This is a genomic window from Bacillus sp. L75 (assembly GCF_003676355.1).
Lineage (GTDB): Bacteria > Bacillota > Bacilli > Bacillales > Bacillaceae > Bacillus > Bacillus velezensis.
In genome coordinates, this window is record NZ_ML064905.1 from 102,726 (window position 1) to 127,427 (window position 24,702).

General features: G+C 43.6%; 29 protein-coding genes, 1 pseudogene and 2 riboswitches. Of the genes and pseudogenes, 25 read left to right on the forward strand and 5 right to left on the reverse strand.

Annotated elements, in window-relative coordinates; translation table 11 throughout:
• The first annotated feature begins 16 nt into the window (after window positions 1-16).
• The 19 genes and pseudogenes from D5S11_RS11170 (at window position 17) to D5S11_RS11260 (ending at window position 11,855) form a co-directional block, all read left to right on the forward strand.
• Window positions 17-691 carry a DUF7003 family protein gene (locus D5S11_RS11170; protein WP_047476019.1) on the forward strand — a complete coding sequence of 225 codons (675 nt, stop codon included), beginning with the start codon at window positions 17-19 and terminating at the stop codon, window positions 689-691.
• Window positions 692-793: 102 nt separating this feature from the next.
• Complete coding sequence (locus tag D5S11_RS11175; RefSeq protein WP_108725236.1) at window positions 794-1,552, forward strand: Imm26 family immunity protein; 759 nt, start codon at window positions 794-796, stop codon at window positions 1,550-1,552.
• Between the two features lie 98 nt (window positions 1,553-1,650).
• Window positions 1,651-2,097, forward strand: a complete 447-nt coding sequence (locus tag D5S11_RS11180; protein WP_047936315.1) for a hypothetical protein — start codon at window positions 1,651-1,653, stop codon at window positions 2,095-2,097.
• A 226-nt stretch (window positions 2,098-2,323) separates the two neighbouring features.
• A complete protein-coding gene (locus D5S11_RS11185) occupies window positions 2,324-2,770 on the forward strand; it encodes a hypothetical protein (RefSeq protein WP_032869333.1) in 447 nt (148 codons plus the stop codon).
• Between the two features lie 207 nt (window positions 2,771-2,977).
• Window positions 2,978-3,388: a WapI family immunity protein gene (locus D5S11_RS11190; RefSeq protein ID WP_032869335.1), complete on the forward strand. Its 411-nt coding sequence runs from the start codon at window positions 2,978-2,980 to the stop codon at window positions 3,386-3,388.
• 3 nt (window positions 3,389-3,391) lie between these two features.
• Window positions 3,392-3,799, forward strand: a complete 408-nt coding sequence (locus D5S11_RS11195) for a YxiG family protein (RefSeq protein ID WP_025285511.1) — start codon at window positions 3,392-3,394, stop codon at window positions 3,797-3,799.
• A gap of 67 nt (window positions 3,800-3,866) precedes the next feature.
• Window positions 3,867-4,346, forward strand: a complete 480-nt coding sequence (locus D5S11_RS11200) for a hypothetical protein (RefSeq protein WP_015240876.1) — start codon at window positions 3,867-3,869, stop codon at window positions 4,344-4,346.
• 42 nt (window positions 4,347-4,388) lie between these two features.
• Entirely contained in the window at window positions 4,389-5,216 is an 828-nt protein-coding gene (locus tag D5S11_RS11205; RefSeq protein ID WP_047936314.1) for a hypothetical protein, read from the forward strand.
• A gap of 61 nt (window positions 5,217-5,277) precedes the next feature.
• Window positions 5,278-5,787, forward strand: coding sequence for a YxiF family protein (locus D5S11_RS11210; protein ID WP_015240874.1), 510 nt, complete (start codon window positions 5,278-5,280; stop codon window positions 5,785-5,787).
• Window positions 5,769-6,374, forward strand: coding sequence for a hypothetical protein (locus D5S11_RS11215; protein WP_047936313.1), 606 nt, complete (start codon window positions 5,769-5,771; stop codon window positions 6,372-6,374). Before D5S11_RS11210 ends, D5S11_RS11215 begins: the two co-directional genes overlap by 19 nt.
• Window position 6,375: 1 nt before the next feature.
• A complete protein-coding gene (locus D5S11_RS11220; protein ID WP_015240872.1) occupies window positions 6,376-7,221 on the forward strand; it encodes a hypothetical protein in 846 nt (281 codons plus the stop codon).
• Window position 7,222: 1 nt separating this feature from the next.
• Complete coding sequence (locus D5S11_RS11225) at window positions 7,223-7,603, forward strand: YxiJ family protein (protein ID WP_015240871.1); 381 nt, start codon at window positions 7,223-7,225, stop codon at window positions 7,601-7,603.
• Window positions 7,600-7,841: pseudogene (locus D5S11_RS11230) on the forward strand (DNA-binding protein). The gene D5S11_RS11225 and the pseudogene D5S11_RS11230 overlap by 4 nt, the downstream one beginning before the upstream one ends.
• Window positions 7,842-7,975: 134 nt before the next feature.
• Window positions 7,976-8,743, forward strand: coding sequence for a hypothetical protein (locus tag D5S11_RS11235; RefSeq protein ID WP_227590173.1), 768 nt, complete (start codon window positions 7,976-7,978; stop codon window positions 8,741-8,743).
• A gap of 63 nt (window positions 8,744-8,806) precedes the next feature.
• Window positions 8,807-9,268, forward strand: coding sequence for a DUF2716 domain-containing protein (locus D5S11_RS11240; RefSeq protein WP_015240868.1), 462 nt, complete (start codon window positions 8,807-8,809; stop codon window positions 9,266-9,268).
• 50 nt (window positions 9,269-9,318) lie between these two features.
• Complete coding sequence (locus D5S11_RS11245) at window positions 9,319-9,684, forward strand: SMI1/KNR4 family protein (RefSeq protein ID WP_015240867.1); 366 nt, start codon at window positions 9,319-9,321, stop codon at window positions 9,682-9,684.
• Entirely contained in the window at window positions 9,671-10,006 is a 336-nt protein-coding gene (locus D5S11_RS11250) for a hypothetical protein (RefSeq protein WP_015240866.1), read from the forward strand. The genes D5S11_RS11245 and D5S11_RS11250 overlap by 14 nt, the downstream gene beginning before the upstream one ends.
• A complete protein-coding gene (locus D5S11_RS11255) occupies window positions 9,987-10,361 on the forward strand; it encodes a hypothetical protein (RefSeq protein WP_015240865.1) in 375 nt (124 codons plus the stop codon). Before D5S11_RS11250 ends, D5S11_RS11255 begins: the two co-directional genes overlap by 20 nt.
• A 54-nt stretch (window positions 10,362-10,415) precedes the next feature.
• Window positions 10,416-11,855, forward strand: coding sequence for a DEAD/DEAH box helicase (locus tag D5S11_RS11260; RefSeq protein ID WP_047936312.1), 1,440 nt, complete (start codon window positions 10,416-10,418; stop codon window positions 11,853-11,855).
• 30 nt (window positions 11,856-11,885) lie between these two features.
• On the opposite strand, the gene D5S11_RS11265 is transcribed toward D5S11_RS11260, so the two are convergent.
• Window positions 11,886-13,136 carry an MFS transporter gene (locus D5S11_RS11265; RefSeq protein WP_096335160.1) on the reverse strand — a complete coding sequence of 417 codons (1,251 nt, stop codon included), beginning with the start codon at window positions 13,134-13,136 and terminating at the stop codon, window positions 11,886-11,888.
• A 171-nt stretch (window positions 13,137-13,307) separates the two neighbouring features.
• Between D5S11_RS11265 and licT the strand changes: the two genes are divergently transcribed.
• Both licT and bglS read left to right on the forward strand, forming a co-directional pair.
• Window positions 13,308-14,135: a BglG family transcription antiterminator LicT gene (gene licT, locus D5S11_RS11270; RefSeq protein ID WP_047936310.1), complete on the forward strand. Its 828-nt coding sequence runs from the start codon at window positions 13,308-13,310 to the stop codon at window positions 14,133-14,135.
• Window positions 14,136-14,370: 235 nt separating this feature from the next.
• On the forward strand, window positions 14,371-15,102 hold the full coding sequence (bglS, locus tag D5S11_RS11275) for a beta-glucanase (RefSeq protein WP_047936309.1): 732 nt from the start codon (window positions 14,371-14,373) through the stop codon (window positions 15,100-15,102).
• Between the two features lie 41 nt (window positions 15,103-15,143).
• On the opposite strand, the gene citH is transcribed toward bglS, so the two are convergent.
• Complete coding sequence (citH, locus tag D5S11_RS11280; RefSeq protein WP_108725237.1) at window positions 15,144-16,424, reverse strand: citrate transporter CitH; 1,281 nt, start codon at window positions 16,422-16,424, stop codon at window positions 15,144-15,146.
• Window positions 16,425-16,624: 200 nt separating this feature from the next.
• On the opposite strand from citH, the gene D5S11_RS11285 reads away from it, so the two are divergent.
• The 3 genes from D5S11_RS11285 to D5S11_RS11295 all read left to right on the forward strand — a co-directional run bounded on the left by D5S11_RS11285 (window position 16,625) and on the right by D5S11_RS11295 (window position 20,047).
• The gene (locus D5S11_RS11285) at window positions 16,625-18,676 is read left to right on the forward strand and encodes a catalase (protein WP_047936307.1); all 2,052 of its coding nucleotides are present in this window, start codon (window positions 16,625-16,627) and stop codon (window positions 18,674-18,676) included.
• Window positions 18,677-18,923: 247 nt separating this feature from the next.
• A complete protein-coding gene (locus D5S11_RS11290; RefSeq protein WP_015418528.1) occupies window positions 18,924-19,232 on the forward strand; it encodes a hypothetical protein in 309 nt (102 codons plus the stop codon).
• Window positions 19,233-19,372: 140 nt separating this feature from the next.
• Window positions 19,373-20,047: a DUF3298 and DUF4163 domain-containing protein gene (locus D5S11_RS11295; protein ID WP_047936306.1), complete on the forward strand. Its 675-nt coding sequence runs from the start codon at window positions 19,373-19,375 to the stop codon at window positions 20,045-20,047.
• A 47-nt stretch (window positions 20,048-20,094) separates the two neighbouring features.
• Here the strand turns inward: D5S11_RS11295 and D5S11_RS11300 are convergent, their stop codons facing one another.
• Window positions 20,095-21,288 carry a NupC/NupG family nucleoside CNT transporter gene (locus D5S11_RS11300; protein ID WP_007407776.1) on the reverse strand — a complete coding sequence of 398 codons (1,194 nt, stop codon included), beginning with the start codon at window positions 21,286-21,288 and terminating at the stop codon, window positions 20,095-20,097.
• Window positions 21,289-21,427: 139 nt separating this feature from the next.
• A riboswitch (purine riboswitch) is annotated at window positions 21,428-21,528 on the reverse strand.
• Window positions 21,529-21,889: 361 nt separating this feature from the next.
• On the opposite strand from D5S11_RS11300, the gene D5S11_RS11305 reads away from it, so the two are divergent.
• Window positions 21,890-22,771: a methyltransferase domain-containing protein gene (locus D5S11_RS11305; RefSeq protein WP_052941791.1), complete on the forward strand. Its 882-nt coding sequence runs from the start codon at window positions 21,890-21,892 to the stop codon at window positions 22,769-22,771.
• 35 nt (window positions 22,772-22,806) lie between these two features.
• Here D5S11_RS11305 and D5S11_RS11310 read toward each other — a convergent pair whose 3' ends face one another.
• Window positions 22,807-23,943 carry a 5-methyltetrahydropteroyltriglutamate--homocysteine S-methyltransferase gene (locus tag D5S11_RS11310; protein ID WP_029972954.1) on the reverse strand — a complete coding sequence of 379 codons (1,137 nt, stop codon included), beginning with the start codon at window positions 23,941-23,943 and terminating at the stop codon, window positions 22,807-22,809.
• 78 nt (window positions 23,944-24,021) lie between these two features.
• A riboswitch (SAM riboswitch) is annotated at window positions 24,022-24,108 on the reverse strand.
• 84 nt (window positions 24,109-24,192) lie between these two features.
• Window positions 24,193-24,669 (reverse strand): LURP-one-related/scramblase family protein, encoded by a 477-nt coding sequence (locus D5S11_RS11315; protein WP_012118790.1) that lies wholly within the window; start codon window positions 24,667-24,669, stop codon window positions 24,193-24,195.
• Between the last annotated feature and the right edge of the window lie 33 nt (window positions 24,670-24,702).

Genomic DNA, 24,702 nt, shown 5'->3' on the forward strand with positions numbered 1-24,702 from the left:
ATAAGGAGAATGAATTTTGATTAAAAGTAAAGAAATTCTTAGCCTATTAGATGATGAATTTAGTGAATTAAACCGACCAATTTTTGAATGGCGTGAATCTAATTATGTTGGGAGTAAATGTACCTTATTAAGATTAAATGATGACAATTGGTTACTGGCAATTCATTGCTTCGAAGTAGATTCTAAAGGACCTTTTCTGGCTATTCATACCTATAGTAACTGTTTTTCAGACAACTACAAATCGATAATAATTGATGACTTCGCCTTAAAGACTGAAGCAGGTGAGAAAATAACATATAGTGAAAGTGATTTTCAACAATTAAGCGAAGTAGTGGAAATTGAAATTAAAGAGTCTCGTTATTGCGTAAATATTCACCAAAGAAATGAATTCCAAAAGAGTACAAAAGAAAGGGCTTGGAAAACTTATTTCAGGAATTTGTTTGAGGATGCTTCTTTTAGAGAGGCGCTTTGGATAAAGCCAAAAAAACTATTAAATATACTGGATCTAAAAAGCGAAGCAGAAGGAGTATTCGAAACAGAGGATTGGGAATATCCTGATTACCTAACAGATCCAAGCCAATTAATTTCTTTTCAATCATTTGCGCAATATCTTGAAAAAGGCGCAGGTTCAGTTGATGTAGGTGATGTAAATAATAACTGGAGGGAGTGGGAGGATTACGATATTGAGTAGTTGATGAAGGAAACCTTTTTAACCTCTGGGCGTACAGAATTCAGACACGATATTATTCAGGGAATGAGCGGTATGAAATAGAAAAGAAAGAAGGCCGTTCTATTGGGATATTGGGAAGAAGAATATAAAAACAAGAAAGTTTTACTTAGTGATGAAGGCTTAGATATATGTTTTGATGCTGTAGAGAAATTTTGTGAATTATATAAGAGGGAGCTGGATAGAGAACCGATATTAGAAGAATTCTTAGCAACTTTAGTTACCGTAATGAATACAAATGGAGATTCTTCTTTCACAGAGTTAGTTGATAAGCGAATAGTAGAAATAAAGCCAACGACCAGGAAAGTGAAACCAATAGCTAAAGTAACACCGGGAGCTGTTATTCAAATACCTTTGGATAAGATCGGGAAGTATACTTATGCTTGGGTCATTGAAGGTGATCTATCAAAAAATAAAGACGATGACATTCTTATTCAGTATTATAATATTTTCACTGAAAATACACTTAGCAGAGAAGAAATCATTCGTCTAATGAAAGAAGAAAATAAGAAAATATTTGCGGCTAATACCGGGCACACAGGTTTTCTGCAAGGAGATTGGAAAGTAATATCCAAGATGCCTCAAGAGATAATAGAGAAAAACAGTCATTCTCAATTGAAATTTGTTTTATATGAAGACGGTAAATATCTCATAAGTGAAGGCGATTCATTTGCATCAGAAGATGAATTAGCAGAGGCAGATGAGAAAACAGGCAAGGACATCCCTAACCCATTAGGTATATTTGGACATTCATCTGTAGAATCTATTCTCTATAAATATTTTGCAGGAATGTCAATGGAAGAAATCATAAAGAATGAATTGTAAAAGACTGATTCCTTACATTCTTGCAATTAATGTTAAAGGATACTTACTGTACAGATACTGACAGTAGTAAATGTTTTGAATGCTGAACGAGACATAATATGAAAAAAATCAATCTCAACTCTATTACACAAAAAGAAATCTTACAAATAGAAAAACAATTTGAACGAATCGCATTAAACAAAATAGAAAACAATCAAGAAAAGTTTAGAAAAATGGGATTGAAAATTGAAGCTGCTTTTGGAAGAGTCGGAGACGAAAAAGTAATAGGAAACGAAGTACAGCCCTCAGATTGTTTTGAGAATAGTTATAACTCATTAATATTTTTTTCTGTAGCTTATTTGGATGGTACCGACTTTCATGATAATGAAGATGGCTATTGTATAGACCATTTAGATATATGGATTTGTGAAAGAAGGTTGTTTTCGGGGAAAGTGGGATATTTAACAGATTTAGAAAGTGAAGAGGAAATAGCAAAAGAAATCCAAGATAAGATAAATCAATTGTTTTTAGAAGCTACAGATATAATAAAAATATTAAAAGAGTAATTTATGGCTTCTTTTAGTTATTTTTAGAGAAGAGATTTAGAGAGGTTACCAACCTCTCTTATCTTATATGATAAAAACCAAACTACACACGGAACACGTGGGAATAACATATCGCTGAGACGAAGTAAAAGACAAGCGCTACCGCTAACAGGCTACCAATACGACGAAGGAACTTATTCTATCTCATACGATTTACAGTGTATAAAAGATAGAAGGAGAGAATTAAATGTACTATTTTTATGAAATATCAACTCTCAATGACTATGATTCGGTTGAAAAAGAGTATAAAACAATAGAGGATTTAATATTTGTTATATTAAAAAATATGGAAAATAAACAATACGCAATGTATTCTTACTCTGTTTCAAATAAAGATAGTGATACTTGTATATTCTCAGCGAGCTTAAAAACAAATACTTTGTTTAATAAAAAAATCTCATTTATAAAAACCTCAGCAGAAGAGTACAAAAATACAATAATTGCGCATGAAAATATAATCTTATTGGAAAAAGATGTTGAGTTAAAAGATATATTAAATGGAGCCCCTTTAGCAGAGAAAACAATTATTAAAGATTTACTGGATTATGTTCTTTATCATATAGAAATAACAGATTCCGAGACAATCAGAATAGGATCTAGACATAAGGAAAATATTATAAACATTATTAAATAATGGCATTAAATAAAAAATAGATGAGCCTGTTGATCATCTTTTGGTTAACAGGCTTTTTAAAAAAAATTATAGATAATAAGTGGGTAGGTGATTAGAACTGAGACAGTAAAAGGTGACAATCGATTTAAACTTAGCTTGAATTCCAGAGCGTCATTCAAATCATTTACTACTAAATTAAAGCTATTAAGTAGAGAACGAGGAGACAGCATGGCCAAAATCGGAGACGGTTGTCTGGAACTTGAAATAACACCGAGAAGGTATCATGAGGCGAAGGATGATCCATTTATCTCAACAACGTTTGAACTGTTGGAACATAATAAAGCAATCGCCCGCGATTACTCTGCCGTTTTATTAGAAAGTGAATATAAAATGCTGATATCAGATATTGAAGCATTATCAGCAGGCAATCAAGACAGGATACGTTTAGAAACAATTGAACCATTTTTTATCCTAAGTATTGATAAAGAAAACGAACATTACAGATTTATCATTAGATTTATGGAGAATCATTCAAATACAACCTTCTATAAATTGAACTGTAATGAAGAAAAGCTAGAAATTTTCGTGAAGACTTTAAAATCAGATCTCAAAGACTCCAAAACTTTATTAGGGAGATAAACGGTGTACAAGACAATTAATGAATGGGTAGATTATATAGACGGAGGGTGCGCTGTCCTTCATTTTGACTTTCATGTGTTTAAAAAAGAGCTTTCACTTAAGATTCAGGTCGTTGAAAATAAAGCCGAATGTACGCATAACATTCTTTTTCAAAATGCAGCATCTGTTTATTTTAGTGCAGATATTGGTGATATGAGATTAGAAAAAATAGATCCGGAAGAATACAATTGGCAAGTATTTGAGATGAGTTACCACCCGGAAGGAATCGGTAATCTATCAAATGCTGTAATTCCGGAGTATCAATCAAATGCTAATTTTCTTATAAATATGAACAGCATGCTGATTGCTGTAGAAGCTGAAACAGTTCGCTTTGACGACCAATCATTTTATGCGTATCATCCGAAATCATAAATAAACAAATAAGAGAGGTTCCCAGCCTCTCTTTTCTTACATAACGAAACCGTTTACGGAGGTAAACATGAACACTCCTTTAAATTTACAAAAAGAATCATTGAGGGCTATAGGGAATCTGAATGTGATTAATCCGCTTAAATACAATTCGATTTATTCATGTGATCTAGTGAGTAAAGATACTTTTTCTCAATTAATGAATGACTTAGAATTCGAAACAGTTCTGATAGAAGTAATGGCATCACCTTCTTTTATTGAAGGATGGAAGAAGAAGGTTGAAAAGAAAATGATAAATATGAATACTGTATCGAAAAAGTTCATTCATGTTGAATGTGTCCTAACCAAAGAAGAATTGATGGCAGATCACTTATTGGATGAATTATATTTTTTAGCATCGATCAATGACTTTGTAGTTATAATAGCAAACCCTGCCAAAAATAAGTCCTACATGAACCTGAACACTCAAAAGGTTGATGTAACTACTGAAAATAATGAAAAAATCATTTGGTTTGAATACGATGCAGCAGATTTATATATCATTGATTAATTTAATATAAATTCCAGATTCCTAATCAACGGAGTGTTGCTGATGTTAGAACTTACCGCGGAGCGGGTTGGGTCATATAAAAGAGAGCACATCATCTATTTCAATGCGGGTCGGGATGATCAAGTGTTTATTGTGTCGGTGCATGATCACAAAGTAATATTGGAGGTTATGAAAGGCAGCTCTCTTTTAATCAAAAAAGAGTTACACGGATTTTCTGAAGATGCCCATTTCTATCTGGTTGATTCGTATGATGACACTATCGTGATCGTTTACCTGGAAAATCATACGTGTCAATTAGCCGTATGCTGCGTAAACAGTAATAAAATCAATCCGATTTGTTCTTTTCTATTAAGCGCCAATGTATTTCATCTGGGTGAGGATGGATTACTATGGATCGGATTAACGGACGAGGGTATGTATGATGAGAGAAACCCTCAAGGGAAAGCGATATTTGCTTTTCATGCAGAAGACAGAACGTTTTATTTTAAAGACGATTTTAAAGAAATGATGCATGAGTGCTATGCCGTACAATCGATCAAATCTGATTTGTATGTATGTTTCGAGGGAGAGGATTGCTGTATCATCGGGCATTATCAGATTGGACGGGACAGAATTCGTACTGTTGCAGAATATGTGCTGGACGGCGATCAATACTCCTATTGTGATCAGCTATCCGTTTCGAAAAAAAGGGTGCTGCTGATTCAGAGTCACGAGGATACCCTATTTGCATTTCATAAAGAGAACAAAGGCTTATCAGAGACTGACGTCATGATACACGGTATTGATAGAAAAGGAGAAACAACGTACAGAGCCGTACAGGACCGCATGTTTATCTTTCATGATAACGATTTATATCTGGTGAAGTATTGATTACTTCTATGCAGCATACATGCCGGCAGAATGAAAATATCCTGTAAGGAAGTGTTCAGTGATGAGAGAAAAGTTAATTGACAAGCTTGAGGAAAACAAGAGGCATTTTTTAATGAAACAGGTGCGTGCCTCGCTAAGATCTTGTGAAGAATCAGGGTTTGTTTATCAATTAGCTGAGGCAGAACAAAGCAGGCAGATATTTGAGACTATATTATCGAATTCTTTCCCAAGTGCAGTGCGTGAAGTTGATATAAGCGACAAGGAGACAGCCATATCGCTTATTTTAGAAAACATTGCGGATACGGGGGTTGAACGGATGAATGATATTGTTTATCTGTTTCATCCGTATAGTAATGAAGTCGGTGCTATCAAATGTGCGCTGAAGGATTGTGCAAGTCATCTGCACTGTCTCATGGATTTTATAGATTTTGAAGGCCGGCTGCTTTCTAACAGCTTTATTTTAGTGGAGCCGTCCTTCTCATTTTCTGTCTGTTTATTTCACACAGAATACGGCTGTGAGCTTGTGTGTAAACCGCCGAAAAGAGGTACAAGATGCATCCCTTTTTTATAAAGAACACAAAGGAATCGGCAGTCTTTCAATTTCGAATATATTCCTTATTTCATGAAGACAAAGCGTTGCCCGAACAAGTTTTTAAACAACGAAAACATTATTATCTATTCGAAGAATTCCACTGGGTCTTGTCTGAAGAAGGCTGGGAAATGCTCAAAAGTTTGGCGCATCATCATCACGATGAATTTATCTTAATGGCTGTTCTGACACAACCGGATGATATGAATCGGTTTTACGAGGAATTCGGATATTTTAACTGGTTAAAGATTCCTTTAAATATAACCGAAGATGAATATCTTTCAATCTTAACTGATTATCCAAAGCACAGTAAAAATGACAGCATAATGAATATTGCATCCCGCGTCGTATGGGCTTCACCGACTTTAAAGTGGGCGATTTACGGAGAGAGAGATTTTGAAATCTGTATTCTAGGTATTGATCAGGAGATTGCGGGAAAAACGTTAGGATCATGGAGGCCCTTAGACGACCGTGTTTTAGACTGGGTATCTGTTGTATTCCCGGATCAGATTGTTTCGGATGAATTTCAAAAAAAGCTCGCGGCGCATTATAAGTACAAGGGGAAATGACATGAAAATAAAAATGAATAAGATAGTCGAAGAATCAGTAAAAGGATGTTTTTGTCATTTTGATAACTGCGGGCATCTGTATCTCGGACGGCATCAGAATGACGGGCTTTCGTTTACGATCATCGACAAATCGGGCGATACGCGAGTGATTCATATCGATGAACAAATCCCGTATGAGGATATTATGCTGTTTCAACAGAGTTCGGCTGACTGGTATGTGTTGATTTTCTTTGAATCGCATGAGTATAAAGTGAAAGTATTTTCAGCAGAAGGAACAGAACAAAGTGCATTTTCTCTGCCTTCAGGGGTTTCATGCAGTCTTTTGGATGAAAAACAAAACCTGTGGATCGGTTTAAGTGATGAAGGTATTTATAGTGATGAAAATCCTGAAGGGCACAGTGTGCTGTGCTTCACTTTAGACGGGCAGCTAAAGAAAACTCACATTGATCAGCAGCTTTCAGAAATATATGCGCCCGCGGCAGATGACTGCTATGCACTTGCAGAAAAAGACGGACTGATCTACATGCTGTATTACTCTTATACAGTCATTGCTGCGTTTGATGAAACCGACGTGAAACGAGTTTGGATTATTTCTGATAAAACATATTCCGGGGTTTACGACCAGCTAGCGATTTCTGATGACGGGTTTTGGGTATGCAAAGATGATCATTCACTGTCTCTCATTCCGGCCGATGTCAGTCTGCCGATGCAAGAGGTAATGTGCTGTGATGCGGATGGTCATGAGCTTTCCGGGCATCAGCTAAAGCTGACTGGCAATGCCATTTACGCGGTCTCGAATTCGGGGATTTATAAGCGGGATATCAGTAATTGGAAAGTGTCAAAATGAGATGATGAAATCCAACAGATATTCTTTAAATGATGACGTCATCCAAAACCTGAAATTACACAAAAAAGAATTAGAGGGTCCGCTGCCTTCAGATGCTGGGAGATTTGAAGAAGACTTTGAGGGGGCTGACTGCGCGGGGGATTTTTATGAGTATTTCGCGCTTATCTGCGGCAGCTTAGATTTTGTGTTGGCAGATAAACAAATGCCTGCGCGGCAGCGTAAAGCTTTATATAAATCCTTTTTTGAGCTGTATCCTCAATATGCGCAGCTGAAAAATGCTTTAACGGATTATCCGGAGCTCAGCCGGGAAATCGGGCGGCATGAACGGGTGAGAGGGCTGTTGGTCAGCATTTTAAACAAGAAAGGCAGGCTTCTGACGTGAAAGAACCAACAATAGCAGAATGTCTGAAGAAGGCTGATCTGATCCTGAACGGTCAAGCGGTAAGGGAAGAAGTGTCGGATTGGGCGTGGGGGTACGTGACTGCACATGATCCGGAGGTTGAGGATGAAAACGTTTGGGAGATGCTCGTGTATTTGAGCGGTTTGATCTGAAAGATTCGCCTGATTCGTATCTGCATACGATTGAAGAATTAAAAGATTGGATGCAGGGATATAGGTAACCGGGAATACATGAAGAAAGGGTGCGTTCATGTCGGAATTAGTCTTTACAAGAATCAATACAAAAATAAACACAAGCGGCCCAATCATTCTGTCCATGAATGCAGCGGAACTCATCGTACTGGCTCAGGAAAAAGTGCGGAAAGAAGAATATATCAATCACATTTTCATATTCCGGAACGGTGATGGACATTTACGTCATCGCTATCAAATTCAAACATCAATGAATATAATCGGAGTTCAAAAATCGGGGGATTTATTTTTGTTTCTTATTCATAAGGACTATGAAGATGGGGTGATTCAGGAAGATCCGAATATTTATATATGGCACCCGCTCAAAGGGTTTTATCATTCGCTCTACGGGGGACGTTATATCCGGTCAATGACAGTCGATTCTGCGAATAATTTGTGGCTGGGCTACGATGAAGCGGGAATATTTTCTTGCCTGGACGACGATATCAGTTCAAAAGGCGTGGCCCGCTTTCCCTTTGAAGACGGAACTTGGAAATCTTGCAGTGATACTTTCCGTACGGCTCCGCACCTTATTGATCATTTTTACGGGGCGTATGCAAAAAAAGATGCCATGTATCTTCATTATCGTACGCTTGGTGAAGATTATATTCGGAAGGTCGATTTGCAAGGCGAAACGTTAAGCTTTCATAGGGCGGACTTTGACTTTAGTGCACAATTCAAGAAAGATTCATCATATTATTTTTTGATTCGGAATCAAGCTTCGTGCCAAATTGACAAAGCGCTAAAATTTCATAACATGACAAAACAGGCTGGGGAATATCAGCTCACTGATAAAATCTCAAGAAAACCTCTCCGTTTTACGCAAGTGGCTGCTTATCAAGATAAGGCTGCGGGGATTGATGAGAGCAACAGGCTTTACTTGCTGAGCTGACAGGCGGCTTTTAAAAAAGGAAGGGCAGAGGTGAAACGTTTGAAACTGCGGGAGGCAGAATACATGAATTGGCATGGTTTGAGTGAGGAGGAGACAGAGCAGTTGTGGCGCAGGGTGAATCGCGCAGTGAAATGGAAACCGTACAGTACATTTGCTTCAATAAAACCTCCGAAGCCGTTTCAAGTCTTTAATGTATCTCAAGGATTCAATGGTATCGGTTTTCTGGAAGATGCAGAGATGCAGATTCTAAAGGCATTTCAATCTTGTACGTTAAAGCATGAGTTTATGTATGCGCTGGACTGGCAGCATGAATGTTATCTATTTAATCCTCATGTGCCAATTGATAAAGATGAATTCGGTGAATGGCTTGTCCCCGTTATTCCAAACGGAGACTATGGTTTCTTTATTCACCAGGAGTTTCAGTGGGGGCTGTTGGGGGATCCGCGGCAGCAAACCATTACGATATTTGGCTCACCGCTAATAAGGGCGATAGAAAGAAACGCTCCTGTCTTATTTCAAAAGTGAAGACAGCTTGTGAATGAATCTCATGCTTTTACGGGAGGAGGAATAACAGGATGACAGAAGAAGAGTTCGGAGCTGCGGAACAAAGCTTGAGAGCGTCTTTTCCGAAAGCGTATAAACGGCTGCTTCATAAAAAGAACCCTGCGGAAATCGGAGGATGGATTTTTTTTCCTATCCGTGAACAAAGCCGCTTACAGAAAACTTGGGATGATGTGATCAGGCAAAACAGTGTGTGCAGAGAAGAGAGCATGCCCGACGATATGATCGTAATTGCTGACAACGGAACCGGAGATAAGCTGTGCTTGAAAAAGAAGGACGGTGTAATGGAGGAGACTGTTTATTTGTGGGATCATGAGACTGCCGATGTTGAGTTGTATGCCGCTTCTATAGGAGAATTTATAGAAAATGAAAAAGAATAAGTGGCTGATTCAAGAGCTTTTAGAATTCCGCCTTTTCCGGGAACGAGAGATTTCTGTAATTGAGTTGGTGTTTTCCTTCGAGTATGAACATCAGCTCATTTGTTTGAGGCTCATATGCAAAGACGTTTCTTCCGTTCAAATAAAAGAAATGGAGAGTCATGCTGCTGGTTCAGGCATTGTAACAATTGATCCTGCTGCTGACGGAGATGAGGGACAGCATTTTCTCGTGGAGGAGTGGGAGAACCAAACGTTCCGCTTTTATTGCCGTCAATATGAAACAGCTGAAAAGAAGGAGGCACAAAATGGAGTGGCACAAACATGAGAAAGCAGTTCTGCTGGGGCCGGATTCGCCGGGTTGTTTTGAATTGACGGAGTTTATGTTCTATAACGGGTATAACGAGTATTATGATAAAATCCCGGTTTTTGAGGTGAAGCTGGCTGATGGACAGTATGATGCTGTGCTGCGGTTTGAAGGTGTGAGTGCTGCCCGGCTGGATGATCTGGAGAGCATCACCGACATCCATCTGGATATCAGCCCGGTCGACGGCGGCTGGGAATCGATACGCTATTATGTCGATGACGGGGAAGGAAGAATGAGCTTCTATTGCGCCAAGTGGGTCGTGCTTGACATGAAGAAAAAGCAGTCCCCCGAATGGCCCGGCAAAACGTCAGGGTAAAGCGGCGGCATTTCGCGTATAATGAGGGGAGCCGGACAGAGAAGGAGTTTAGTCATGAATGAGTTTAATGAATATGCGATCAGCCCCGAAATCCGACGGGCGCTGAATGGCTTGCAATACACCGAGCCGACTGAAGTGCAGCGGCGCGTCATCCCCGCCGCGCTGCAAAAAAAAGACCTCGTCGTCAAATCGCAGACGGGCAGCGGCAAAACCGCGGCTTTCGGCATTCCGATCTGCGAGCTTGCGGAATGGGAGGAAAACAAACCGCAGGCGCTGATTTTAACGCCGACCCGCGAGCTTGCGGCGCAGATTAAAGAAGATATCACGAATATCGGCCGTTTCAAACGGATAAAAGCCACGGCGGTTTTCGGAAAAGCTTCTTTTGACAAACAGAAAACCGAATTGAAGCAAAAAAGCCACGTCGTTGCCGGAACGCCGGGGCGTGTGCTTGATCATATAGAAAAAGGGACGCTGCCGCTTGAACGGCTGGCGTATGTGGTGATTGACGAAGCGGATGAAATGCTGAATATGGGATTTATTGAACAGGTGGAAGCCATCATTCAGCATCTGCCGAAAAACAGAGTCACCATGCTGTTTTCAGCGACGCTGCCGGATGACGTCGAGAAGCTGAGCCGCACATATATGAAAGACCCTGAATTGATTGAAGTAAAAGCGGAAGGCCTGACGACAAAAGACATTGAGCATTTTGTCACCAGAACAGAAGAAGAGGACAAAACATCTTTGCTGCGTGATGTCCTGATCACCGAAAACCCGGACAGCTGCATTATATTCTGCCGGACAAAAGAAAGAGTCATCCAGTTAACCGATGAGCTGGACAGGCTGGGCTATCCTTGCGATAAAATTCACGGCGGCATGGTGCAGGAAGACCGCTTTGACGTTATGAACGAGTTCAAGCGCGGCGAGTTCCGCTATCTCGTTGCGACCGATGTTGCCGCCAGAGGAATTGATATCGAAAACATCAGCCTCGTCATCAATTATGATATTCCGCTTGAAAAAGAAAGCTATGTGCACCGCACCGGCCGAACGGGGCGCGCCGGACACCGCGGCCGGGCCATCACGTTTGTGACGCCGTTTGAAGCGCGGTTTCTGAATGACATTGAGACATATATCGGTTTCCGCATCCAAAAGCGGGAAGCACCGTCAGAAAAAGAAACAGCGGAACGGAAAGCAGCTTTTGCGGAAAAACTGAACGCCCGCCCAGACGTCAAAACAGACAAAAGCGAACAGTTAAGCAAAGACATCATGAAACTGTACTTTAACGGCGGGAAAAAGAAAAAACTCAGAGCGGTCGATTTTGTCGGAACGATTGCGAAAATCGACGGCGTTTCAGCCGATGATATCGGGATTATCACGATTCTGGACAACGCATCGTACGTCGAAATTCTGAACGGCAAAGGCCCGCACGTTCTTGACATCATGAAAAATACGACGGTCAAAGGCAAAAAACTGAAAGTCCATAAAGCCAAGAAATAAAAAAGAAAGCCTGCCGCGCGCAGGCTTTTTTTACGCCGTCTCCTCGGGGACGAACGCAAGGATGGCAATGCCGATCACAAATAACAAAATCAGGCTGAACACGGCGGCTGACGAATTCCCGGTCAGCTGGGCGGTGACGGCAATCAAAAGCGGGCCGATAATCGAAGCGAACTTGCCGAAGATATTATAAAATCCGAAAAACTCATTGGCGTTCTGTTTGGGGACAAGCTTTGCAAAGTAAGAGCGGCTCAGCGCCTGAATACCTCCTTGGGAAGTGGCGACAAGCATAGCCAAAATCCAGAAGTCAAAAGCGGAATCCATAAAATAAGCATACGTGCAGACAATCATATACACGCCGATTCCGGCATAAAGCATCGTTTTTCCTTTAAACCGTTCGGCCAGCCGCCCATACAAAATCGAAAAAGGCGCGGCGACGACCTGAGTGACAAATAAAACAATCAGCAGATTTGCCGCGCTGATGCCGAGGTCAGCCCCGTATGACGTGGACATCGTAATGATGGTGCCGACCCCGTCGATGTAGAAGAAATAGGCGAGCAGAAACAAAAACAGCGCCCGGTGCTTCCTGATCTGCCTCAGCGTGCCGGCCAGCCGTTTAAAACTGCTGATTACAAGCCGCGGCTCCCTCTCGATATAATAGCGCTGGCGGACGCGGAGAAGGAGCGGGATCGAAAACAGCCCCCACCATGCCGCCGTAATCAAAAAGGCAATGCGGCCGGCAGCCTGGGCGGACAGCGGAATCACCTCCGCTTGTGCTGAAAGAATCACGGCAATGCTGAGGAGAAAAGGGATCGTACTGCCGATATAGCCCAGCCCAAACCCTCTGGCGGACACCATATTCATCCGCTCCTTTGCGGCCACATCAACGAGAAACGCATCATAAAACACATTAGACCCGGCAAAGCCGATCGTGGAAATCGTATAACAAATTAATAACAGCATCCAAGATTCGCCGGGAATCAAAGCCAGCGCGGCTGTGCCCGCCACACCGATCAGAAGAAAGAAGGCAAAAAACCGTTTCTTGCATCCTTTGTAGTCGGCAATCGTTCCTAAGACGGGACCGAGCATCGCCAAAATAAAAGTCGCGGCGGCAATCGTATAGCCCAAATAAGCGGTAGAATCCGCCGCGCTGACACCGTTTTCCGCCGCCGCGGCTTTAAAAAACAAGGGGAATACCGCCGTCATAATAATGACCGAATAAGCTGAATTGGCCCAATCATACAGCATCCAGCTGCTTTCTTCTTTCGAAAACCGTTTCATCACACACGCTCCTTCCCAAAAACCGGTTCTCTGCATTATATGCGCCGCTGCCTCATCGTTGGACAATGATTTCTGAACGGCGTTTTCTGATTGACCTGGAGATATTGACCTAGTTCAAAAAGGATGTAAAATCAAGGTGTAGCAGGTAAATGGTCAGGCGGGAGGGAGACAGAATTGAAGATTGCGAAAGTCATTAATAATAATGTTGTCAGTGTGCTCAAAGAAGACAATCAGGAATTGGTTATCATGGGCCGGGGCATTGCTTTTCAAAAGAAAACGGGAGACCCGGTAGATGAAGCCCGCATTGAGAAAGTGTTCACGCTCGATAACAAAGATGTATCCGAAAAGTTCAAAACCCTTTTGTATGATATCCCGATCGAATGTATGGAAGTATCCGAAGAGATTATCAGCTATGCGAAATTACAGCTCGGCAAAAAGCTCAATGACAGCATCTATGTGTCGCTGACCGACCATATTAACTTTGCGATCCAGCGCAATAAGAAAGGGCTGGATATCAAAAACGCCTTACTGTGGGAAACGAAACGGCTGTACAAAGACGAATTTGCAATCGGCAAACAAGCGTTGGCCATGGTAAAAAACAAGACTGGCGTGTCTCTGCCGGAGGATGAAGCAGGCTTTATTGCGCTGCATATTGTCAATGCCGAGCTGAATGAAGAGATGCCCAATATCATCAACATTACAAAAGTCATGCAAGAGATTTTGAGTATCGTAAAATACCATTTTAAGATTGACTTCAACGAGGAATCACTTCACTATTATCGGTTTGTCACCCACTTAAAGTTTTTCGCGCAGCGTCTTTTTAACGGCACACATATGGAAAGCCAGGACGATTTTTTGCTGGAGACAGTGAAAGAAAAGTACCATCGGGCGTATGAATGCACGAAGAAAATCCAAACATGCATTGAGAGGACGTATGAACACAAGCTCACCAGTGACGAGCTGCTGTATTTAACGATTCACATAGAAAGGGTAGTCAAATAAGCATAATGAAAGCGTTGGCATTTTTTTCTTCATTTACGTATGATCTTGTTAGGATTGTTACTGATAAGCAGGCAAAACCTAAATTACAATGAGCACTGATCATTTCTGTTTGTGCTGATGGTAATTTAGGTTTTTTTAAGATTCATTATTATCATTATTCTGACCGATGTCCCCTTTTAACAGAATCATGTATGATCAATAAAGAAATCGCTTTCAAAGAAAGGGGAATGCCGACATGTTTTATCGTATGAAACGAGTGCTGCTGCTTCTTGTCACTGGATTGTTTTTGAGTTTGTGTGCGATCACTTCTACTGCATCAGCTCAAACAGGCGGATCGTTTTTTGAACCTTTTAACAGCTATAACTCCGGATTATGGCAAAAAGCAAATGGTTATTCCAATGGAGATATGTTCAACTGCACGTGGCGTGCAAATAATGTATCAATGACGTCATCAGGTGAAATGCGTTTGGCGCTGACAAGCCCGTCTTATAACAAGTTTGACTGCGGGGAGAACCGCTCCGTTCAAACCTATGGCTACGGACTTTATGAAGTCAGAATGAAACCGGCTAAAAACACAGGGATCGTTTCATCGTTCTTCACTTATACAGGTCCAACGGATGGCACTCCTTGGGATGAGATTGATATCGAATTTTTAGGAAAAGACACGACAAAGGTTCAATTTAACTATTATACAAATGGCGCGGGAAACCATGAGAAGGTTGGGGATCTCGGATTTGACGCGGCCAATGCCTATCATACGTATGCGTTCGATTGGCAGCCAAACTCTATTAAATGGTATGTCGATGGGCAATTAAAACATACTGCGACAAGCCAAATCCCGACAAACCCGGGAAAGATCATGATGAACTTGTGGAATGGGATAGGTGTCGATGACTGGCTCGGTTCCTACAATGGTGTAAATCCGCTATACGCTCATTATGACTGGGTGCGCTATACAAAAAAATAATGTACAGAAAAGGATTTCCGCTGGCGGAAATCCTTTTTTAATTAAAACGAAATAATCCCAATCAAAAGCGCCGCAATCGTCATCACAATCGTTGTCCCCACGGCCCATTTAATAGTGAATTTTTGATGATCGCCAAAGCTGACGCCCGCCATTCCGACCAATAGATAGGTGGATGGCACAAGCGGGCTGAGCAGATGCACCGGCTGGCCCAGCAAGGAGGCTCTTCCGATTTCAGCGGCGTCTATTCCGTAAGCGGAAGCGGCTTCGGCGATGATGGGAAGCACACCGAAGTAAAAGGCGTCATTTGACATGAAAAAGGTGAAAGGCATGCTGGCAATCGCAGTGATCAACGGCAGATGCGGGCCCATGGCATCAGGGATGAGGGAAACGAGAGAATGCGCCATCGCATCCACCATTTTTGTGCCGGAGAGAATGCCTGTGAATATGCCTGCCGCAAACACCATTGAGACAACGTTTAACGCATTACCCGCATGCGCTGAAATCCGTTTCTGCTGCTCTTTGACATTTGGATAGTTGATCATCAAGGCGATGGCGAACGCGATCATAAAAAGAACAGGGATTGGCAGCAGGCTGGTGATCAGCGCGGCCATCAGAGCGACAGTCAGCAACAGGTTGAACCACTGGAGAGCGGGGCGCTTCAGCGGCGCCGCCTCCGGATCAGAAGACGGCGCGTGTTCAATTGAAATGACACCGAGCCGCTTCCGTTCTTTTTTTCCGAAGAGATAAGCAACGGCGATCACCCAGAGAACGCCGGCAATCATAGCAGGAATCAGCGGTGTGAAGACCTCCGACGTGTCCAATTTCAAGGAAGCCAAAACCCTCGCCGTCGGCCCGCCCCACGGAATAATATTCATGACGCCCGAACCGAGCATCGCGATCCCCGCCAGCACCAAACGGTTCATGCCGAGCCGTTTGTAAAGGGGCAGCATTGCCGCAATCGTAATCATATACGTTGTTGTCCCATCTCCGTCCAGCGAAATGGTCATCGTCAGAACCGCTGTGCCGACGGCGATTTTTAACGGATCCCCTTTGACAAGCGATAGAATTTTGGCAATGAGGGGATCAAACAGACCTGAGTCAATCATAATGCCGAAATACAGGATGGCGAATAACAGCATGATCCCGGTAGGAGCGAGGTCTGTAACGCCTTGAATCATCATCTCGCCGAGATCTTTGCCAAATCCGCTGATCAGGGCAAACACAACAGGAACGACAATCAAAGCAATAAGAGCGGAAAGCCGATTAGACATAATAAGATACATAAAGACAATCATCATCACAAAACCGAGTATGGCAAGCACGATATGACCTCCCCTGTTCAATAGCTGTATTGGTAAGCGCTTTCACAATTTATTTCTGTGAAAATGGCTTATTTCAAAATGTGTATGACCGCATATGTAAATACAGACCTAAAATCCTAATGAGCCGATCAGCAGTTTATATGAAGAACGCCGCGGGTAAATGTGCTGTAGAATGTTTCGTTTTAAAAGGGGGAACTGACATGAGTGATGATCAAAACAAACGAGTAAATGAACACTCAAAGGACGAACAGCTGGAGCAGTACCGGTCTGATAACAGCGGCAAAAAAATGACGACCAATCAGGGGCTTCGCGTGTCTGAGGATGAACATTCTTTAAAAGCGGGCGTCCGCGGCCCCACGCTGATGGAGGATTTTCATTTTCGTGAAAAAATGACGCACTTTGACCACGAGCGGATTCCGGAACGGGTCGTTCATGCGCGCGGGTACGGCGTTCATGGGCATTTTCAGGTGTACGAACCGATGACGGAATATACACGGGCGAAATTTTTGCAGGACCCGTCCGTCAAAACGCCTGTTTTCGTCCGTTTCTCAACAGTGGCGGGCTCCAAGGGGTCAGCCGACACCGTCCGTGACGCCAGGGGATTTGCGACGAAGTTTTATACTGAAGAAGGGAACTATGACCTCGTCGGAAACAATATTCCGGTGTTCTTCATTCAGGACGCGATCAAATTCCCGGATCTCGTTCACGCCATAAAACCGGAACCGCACAATGAAATGCCGCAGGCTGCGACGGCTCATGATACGTTCTGGGATTTTGTCGCTAATAACCCTGAGTCGGCTCACATGGTCATGTGGACGATGTCTGACCGCGGCATCCCGCGGAGCTATCGGATGATGGAGGGCTTCGGCGTGCATACGTTCCGTTTCGTCAACGAGAAAGGAAAAGCGCGCTTTGTAAAATTCCACTGGAAACCCGTGCTCGGCGTTCATTCCCTCGTATGGGATGAAGCGCAGAAAATTGCCGGGAAAGATCCCGATTTCAACCGCCGCGACCTGTGGGAAACGATTGAAAACGGCGGCAAAGTCGAGTATGAGCTCGGTGTTCAGATGATTGACGAAGAAGATGAATTTAAATTTGATTTCGATATCCTTGATCCGACGAAGCTGTGGCCGGAGGAGTTGGTTCCCGTCAAGCTGATCGGAAAAATGACCCTTGACCGCAATCAGGACAATGTCTTTGCGGAAACTGAACAAGTCGCATTCCACCCGGGCAATGTCGTGCCGGGCATCGATTTTACCAATGACCCGCTTCTTCAAGGCCGGCTTTTCTCTTATACGGATACACAGCTCATCCGTCTTGGCGGGCCGAATTTTCACGAGATTCCGATCAACCGGCCGGTCTGCCCGTTCCATAACAACCAATACGACGGCTACCACCGGATGACGATTAATAAGGGCCCCGTCGCCTATCATAAAAATTCCCTGCAGAACAATGATCCGTCGCCGGCCTCAGAAGAAGAAGGCGGATACGTTCATTACGAGGAAAAAGTAGAAGGCAGAAAAATCCGCCAGCGCAGTGAGAGCTTCAATGACTATTTTTCTCAGGCCAAGATGTTCTGGAACAGCATGTCTCCCGCCGAGAAAGAACATATCATCTCCGCGTTCTGTTTTGAAGTCGGAAAAGTGAACAGCAAGGACGTGCAGCAGCAGGTGGTTGATGTCTTCAGTCACGTCGACGCCGGGCTTGCCGAGCGTGTTGCGAAAGGAATCGGCGTGAACCCGCCGCCGAAGGACCGTGAATCTGATGAAACGTTCACTTCCCCGGCCTTAAGCCAGGAAAACACGGTGAAGACGGCAGCGACAAGGCAGGTCGCGGTTTTAACCGACCACGGGTTTTCTGATGAGAAAGTCAAACAAGTGCTTGACGCATGCAAACAGGCGGGAGTCAGAGCCGATATCATCAGCCCCGCGCTGGGAACCGTCAAGGGAGAAAACGGTACGGAGCTGAAAGCGTCAGCCACTTTCCTGACAGCGGATTCCGTCCTGTACGACGCTGTTTTCATTCCGGGCGGAAAACAAAGCACAGACAGCCTCAAAGCCCAAAAATCGGCCAGAGACTTCGTCAGCGAAGCTTTCAGCCATTACAAAGCGATCGGCGCCTCCGGTGAAGGAAAAGAACTTCTCGCCCTCGCCGCCGGAACCGAAAGCGGCCCCGGCCTTGTTCCGGACGGGAACCATGAACAATTTCTGAAGGCCGTGGCTGAGCATCGGCATTGGGACAGAAACATATAAGAATGAAAAAGCGCCTTTTATGAGAGGGGCGCTTTTTTCTTGTGAAAGTGAAATATCTGAACGAAGCATTAATATTGGGAGAAAACGAAAATGGCTTCCGTGCAAATCCGTCCGGGACATTCAGACAACAGTTCTAGAGAGTCAGGGCATTGCATTATTTAAGGGTTCTGACTGATGGTGAAATGATCTTTGGTTTACTTCCGCTCTGTGTTTGTGTATCTTAGGGGTAGATTTTCTGGAGGAGCGAATGATAGTGAAGCCGTTTACCGAAAAACAACTCGAAGAATATTACCGGCGTGACGAAAACATGATGATTTTGGTGTTTGCCCAGTGGTGCGTCAATCATGACCTTGATCCGATGGCCATTTACAGCAAGGCTTATCCCGGACAGCCTTTAAACGAAGAGCTGCGAAAAACGGCTGAAGAGCTTGTCGTGCCGAAGGAGGAATCAGAACCGATTCCTGATCAAACCGTTATCGGCGTTTTGGAGATGTTCGGCAACTCCGATTTGGCGGAAGCCGTTTATGAAGCCATTGCGCAAAGACCTTCACGGTAAAAGAGGCGTGGATTTTCCATGTCTCTTTTTTTCATGGAGAAAATGTGAAAGAAGGCCCAGAAACAATTTACTGATCTGCGCTGTCTATAGAGTGTAACCCGTTTTCAAAAAGGGAACGGTAATGAAAAGGAGGAGTTGTGATGAAAAAGGCATTCAAAATGATGGCGGCCGTGCTCTTAACCGTGCTGACAGCCGCGCCGTTCGGAGGTTTCGCGCCTTCAGCCGAGGCCGCGCAAACCGCAAAGCCTGTTGTCAAAAGCCATACGTATAAGCATGTAAAGCAGCTGACATACCCCGAGGTCACAAATACGGGAAACGCATCTTTTGAAAAGAAAGTCAATCAGGACTTCAAGCGCTATATTGAACAATCGTACAAAGAATATGTGAAAAACAAAAAAGACGGTGAAAAACAAGGCTACAAAGCGGAATACCAAACAGATTTTAAGGTGAAGTATAATCAAGACGGCAAGCTCAGCATTGAGACGGAAGACTACAGTTACACAGGCGGCGCACACGGGCTGACATCCGTTCAGACCTTTAATTACGACCTGGCCGCGAAAAAACGGGTCACACTCGATAATGTGCTGAATACAAAAACGAAAGCTAACAAAACGAGAGACTATCTTTACGGCTACATCAAAAAACATGACGATCTGTTCGACCGGGACGTCAAAAAACAAGATATTACTTTGAATAATGAAAGACCTTTCTTCTTTACGAAAAACGGCATTGCCGTTGTGTTCGGACAATATGATCTCGGGCCTTACGCGGCAGGAATCCGGGACGTTTTCGTACCTGCATCCGTCTATCAATAAAAAAAAGCGATATCACTCCAAAACGGAGCGGTATCGCTTTTTTTCTTTTACCAGACAAACAATCCGACAATCGCCGCGCTCAATAAGGAAACGGCAATTCCGCTGACAAGCAGCTTCCAGACGTTTTTTCCGATGATGGCTGATTTTTCACCATCAAGCAGAGATTGATAAGATCCGTAGATCATACCGATGGTGCTGAAGTTTGCGAATGATGTCAGGAATGTCGTAGCCACGGCAATCGTGTGCGGCGGAAGTGAATTCAGCTGCCCTTTCAGATCGGCCATTGCCACAAATTCATTCGTCGCGAGCTTGATGCCCATCAGCTGTGCGACATACATCGCGTCATGTACGCCTAATCCGAGGAGGAAGGCAAACGGACTGAAGATGTATGAGAAAATCTTTTGAATGGTCAACCCGTGCATGAACAGCCCGAGTACGCCGTTTAACGCGGCCGTTAACGCCACATAGCCGATCACCATCGCTAAAATGACAATGACCATGTTCATGCCGACAAGCATACTGTTAGAAATCGTGGAGAAGAAGTCTTTTTTCTCCGCTTTTGAAGGCACGTAAATAATATCATCCTCTTTAGAAACGTCCACGGGATTCAGCATATTGGCGATTAAAAGCGCGTTTAAGCAATTCAGCGGGATGGCTGTAAACACATAAGTGGACGGAACCATCGTCAAGTATGATCCGATGATCGAGCCGCTGATGCTGCTCATGCTCATCAGCCCGAATGTCAGAAGCCGATTGTTGCTGACGGCGGCAAGCTGCTGGCGGATGACGGCTAAAGCTTCCGTATTTCCTAAAAACATCATCTGGATGGAGAAAAAGCTCTCCAGCTTCGGCAGACGGGATATTTTAGAAATCAGCCAGCCGATTTTATCAATGAGCCACGGCAGAATACCGAAATACGACAGCATATCAAAGAAGGTCACGACGAAGATAATCGGCAGCAATGCGCTGAAGAAAAAATCAACCGTCGGATTGGCCATGACAGACGGAAAAGCGAACGCAATCCCTTGACTGGCGCAGGAAATCAGCCATGTAAAGAACGCGCCGATCTTCCCGATGACAAAGCCGCCGACTTTTGTCCCTAACATAAACCAAGTAATCAGAAACTCAAAGACGAGGAGCATGACAATCGGACGCCATTTAATCTTCTTCTTGTTGGGAGAGCATAAGAAAACAACAGCCATGACAACAATGAGACCGACAATGTTCAATAAAAAGTACATGTGAGCAACTCCTATAAGGGTATTATGGAAATAAAAAAAGCTCTTATTCGTCACAAATTCCTGAAAGCCAGAAAGTGTGATAAATAAGAGCCAAAAGAAAAGAATAGACTGACAGCATCATATGCTTTTCACTCGTTCAAATTTATGCAAACTTTCTTGTAGTCTAGTCTTTTACGGCACTAGGTAGAAACAATCAGACCATATTACTGATCATATACAAGAATAACGATATTACATGAGATAGCAGTATTTTATCGTTTCAATTTTTGAAAATCAACCTTTTTAGATATTTTCAAAATAATAAATTTATATTATAAATAAAGAAAATAAAGGATGTGCATAAGTAATTGGATAATAAAGGTATAAAATACCCCCAAAACCGTTCCGGTTCATTGTAAAGACGGGATGCAGCTGATAAAATGGATCTGAGGGCACAGCCTTCAAAAGACGGCAGAAAAGGGGTCATTTTCGTGATCATCCAGTTCATTCGTTACAGATAATGAGAGGTATAGATGAATAGGTTAAACCTTCCAATTCGGCGAGGTTTATTTGTCTATGCCTTTTTCATTTCATCGGAATGACGAATGAATGAGGTGTTTTTTTGACGTCTATAAAAAGAAAACGCGCGGAATTACTGCAATCATGCCAGTCCGTGTTCAGGTGTCCGCTATGCCGGTCGGCCATGGCGGTCTCACAATACAAAAGCTTGATTTGCGGACAGGGGCATACATTTGATATATCAAAACAAGGATATGTGAATTTCCTCAATAAATCGGTCAAAACCCGCTATGACAGGCAGCTGTTCGAAGCGAGACGCGAGCTTTTTGACAGCCGGGAATTTTTTGGGCCGGTTCAAAAGGAGATCGCCGCCATCATCACCCATATTCAATCTCCGCAAACATCAGCGGCGGTATTGGATGCGGGATGCGGAGAAGGGTCACATTTAGCCGCCGTATGCAAATGGCTTCAGCCTGCTTTTTCCGTGACGGGAATCGGCATTGATCTCTCGAAAGAAGGTGTGCTGCATGCCGCAAAGGCCTTCGGGAATCATATGGTTTTTGCCGTCGCTGATGTGGCGGATGCGCCGTTTGCCGACAGCTGTTTTGATGTCGTGATGTCTGTTTTATCGCCTTGGAATTACAAGGAATGCAGCAGACTTTTACGAAAGGGCGGCACAGTCATTAAAGCGGTGCCGCGGCGTGATTATTTGAAGGAAGTAAGGGAATTCTTCTTCGGAGACAGCCCTCGGCGGAATGACACCGCCGATTCTGCGGCCGGACGATTCCAAGCGGGCTTTCAAACCTTTGAGCGCAAACGGCTGTGTTACACAAAGACTTTAGCGCAGCCTGACCTCGAGCGGCTTGTGAAAATGACGCCCTTAACATGGAAATGTACTGATGACAGCATCCGGCGGTTTATCAGCCGGAAAGAGGCTGCTGTCACGATAGATATCGATATTTTAATCGGAACCGATCCGCTGTAAAACGGAAAAGACACGCTAATCGCGTGTCTTTTTTTTTATTTCCAGACTTCACCGGCAATGTTGACGACATGGCGCAGTTTCGCCCATTGCTGTTCTTCTGTGATCAGGTTTCCTTCCTCAGTGGAGGCGAATCCGCATTGCGGGCTGAGGCAAAGCTGATCCAGACTGACATATTGTGAAGCCTCTTCAATGCGGCGTTTAATCGCGTCCTTGTCTTCAAGTTCGCCATGTTTCGACGTAATCAAGCCAAGCACAAGCTGAAGATCAGAGCGTTTGACATAACGGAGCGGTTCAAAGCCGCCGGAGCGGGAATCATCATATTCCAGAAACAATCCGTCAAGATCAAGCCCGTCAAAAATCGTTTCAGCCGCTGCATCATAGCCGCCTTCAGCCGTCCATGTGGATTGGAAGTTGCCGCGGCAGATATGCATCGTAACCTTCAGATCGTCAGGGCGATCCTTGATGGCGTCATTAATGGAAGCGGCAAACAGCTTGCGCAGCTCATCCGGCGTCGTGCCGAAAGCTTCAATCTGACGAAGCCCCGCTTCTGATAAGAAAACGGCCCATGCGGTGTCATCGAGCTGAAGGTAGCGGCACCCGGCGTCATAGAAAGCTTGAATCGCTTTTTTATACGCTTTTGACACATCGTGCTGAAATTGTTTGTAATCATTCTGGTAGGACGCTTTTTCCAATTTTCCGCGGAAAAACAGCATATTCGGACTTGGGATGGTCATTTTCGGAACAGCATCGCCGGCAATGCTGTGCAGGAATTTATAATCTTCGAGCATCGGATGCTGAGAAAAATCAATATCTCCCGTTACTTTAATGCCGCGCGCTTTCGTCTGTACGTTGTGAAACTGAATGCCGCTTTCAGGCGTAAACGCTTCGACGCCGTCTAAATTTTCGAGAAAATCAAAATGCCACCAGGCACGGCGGAATTCGCCGTCAGTCACGACATTGAGGCCGGTTTCTTTCTGCTTTTCTACGCTGCGGATGATTTCTCTGTTTTCGATTTCGCGCAGCTGTTCTGCCGAAATCTCACCCGCCGCTCTTTGCAGGCGGGCTTGCTTCACAGCCGCCGGCCGCAGCAGGCTTCCGACCTGATCCGCGCGAAACGGCGGGTTTTTTCTTAGAAGCGTATGCAATGGTTGTTCTGTGTTTTGCTGTGACATGAACGATTCCTTCTTTCCTGATGAAATATAAAAAAACTCTTCCCTCGGATAGGGAAGAGCTTGCGTCCGCAAATCTCAACCTTATCTTCAGGATTTAGCACCATTCTGCTGAACAGCGGTTGCCGGGTATCATAGGGCCAGTCCCTCCACCTCTCTTGATAAGGAAATATGCTATTTTTCAGAATAAACTGTAATACTCTTAATCTTAGTATATTATCTTATATTGTCAATATATTTCGATAAATATTTTTATTTGTCACCCTCAAATAGAATCATATCTATCACGATGGCGATCGCGAGACAAAGAACGATATCCTCTTCCTTTTCAATCTGCAAATGATAGGAATCGCCCCAGCTCATCCATGATTTGGTGACGGTCATCCGGTTTGATTTTCCGTCTGTCACTTGAAAATTCCGGCCCCACACATCGCCGGTAAGATCCCAGCCGAGTCCGGAAATTTCAAATTTCGGTTTGAAAAACGTGACTTTCTTGATGACTTGGCAGACGGGTTTGCCGCTGACGGAAATCTCGTAACGGGGAACGAGCGACATCAGTTTCTGGTTGACGCTGGCGAGCGTGCGGCCGTCCAAATCAGTCAGTTTCAGTTCATCACCGAATGAAAACAGCTTTCCTTCAACATTGTAGACTTCTTTTCCGCTTTCAAGAAACACTTGAAAACGATTCTTAAACGTAAACATTCGCTCTTTGATGTAAAAATGGTACATAAAAAAACTCCTTTCTTATGTTGTACGAAAAAA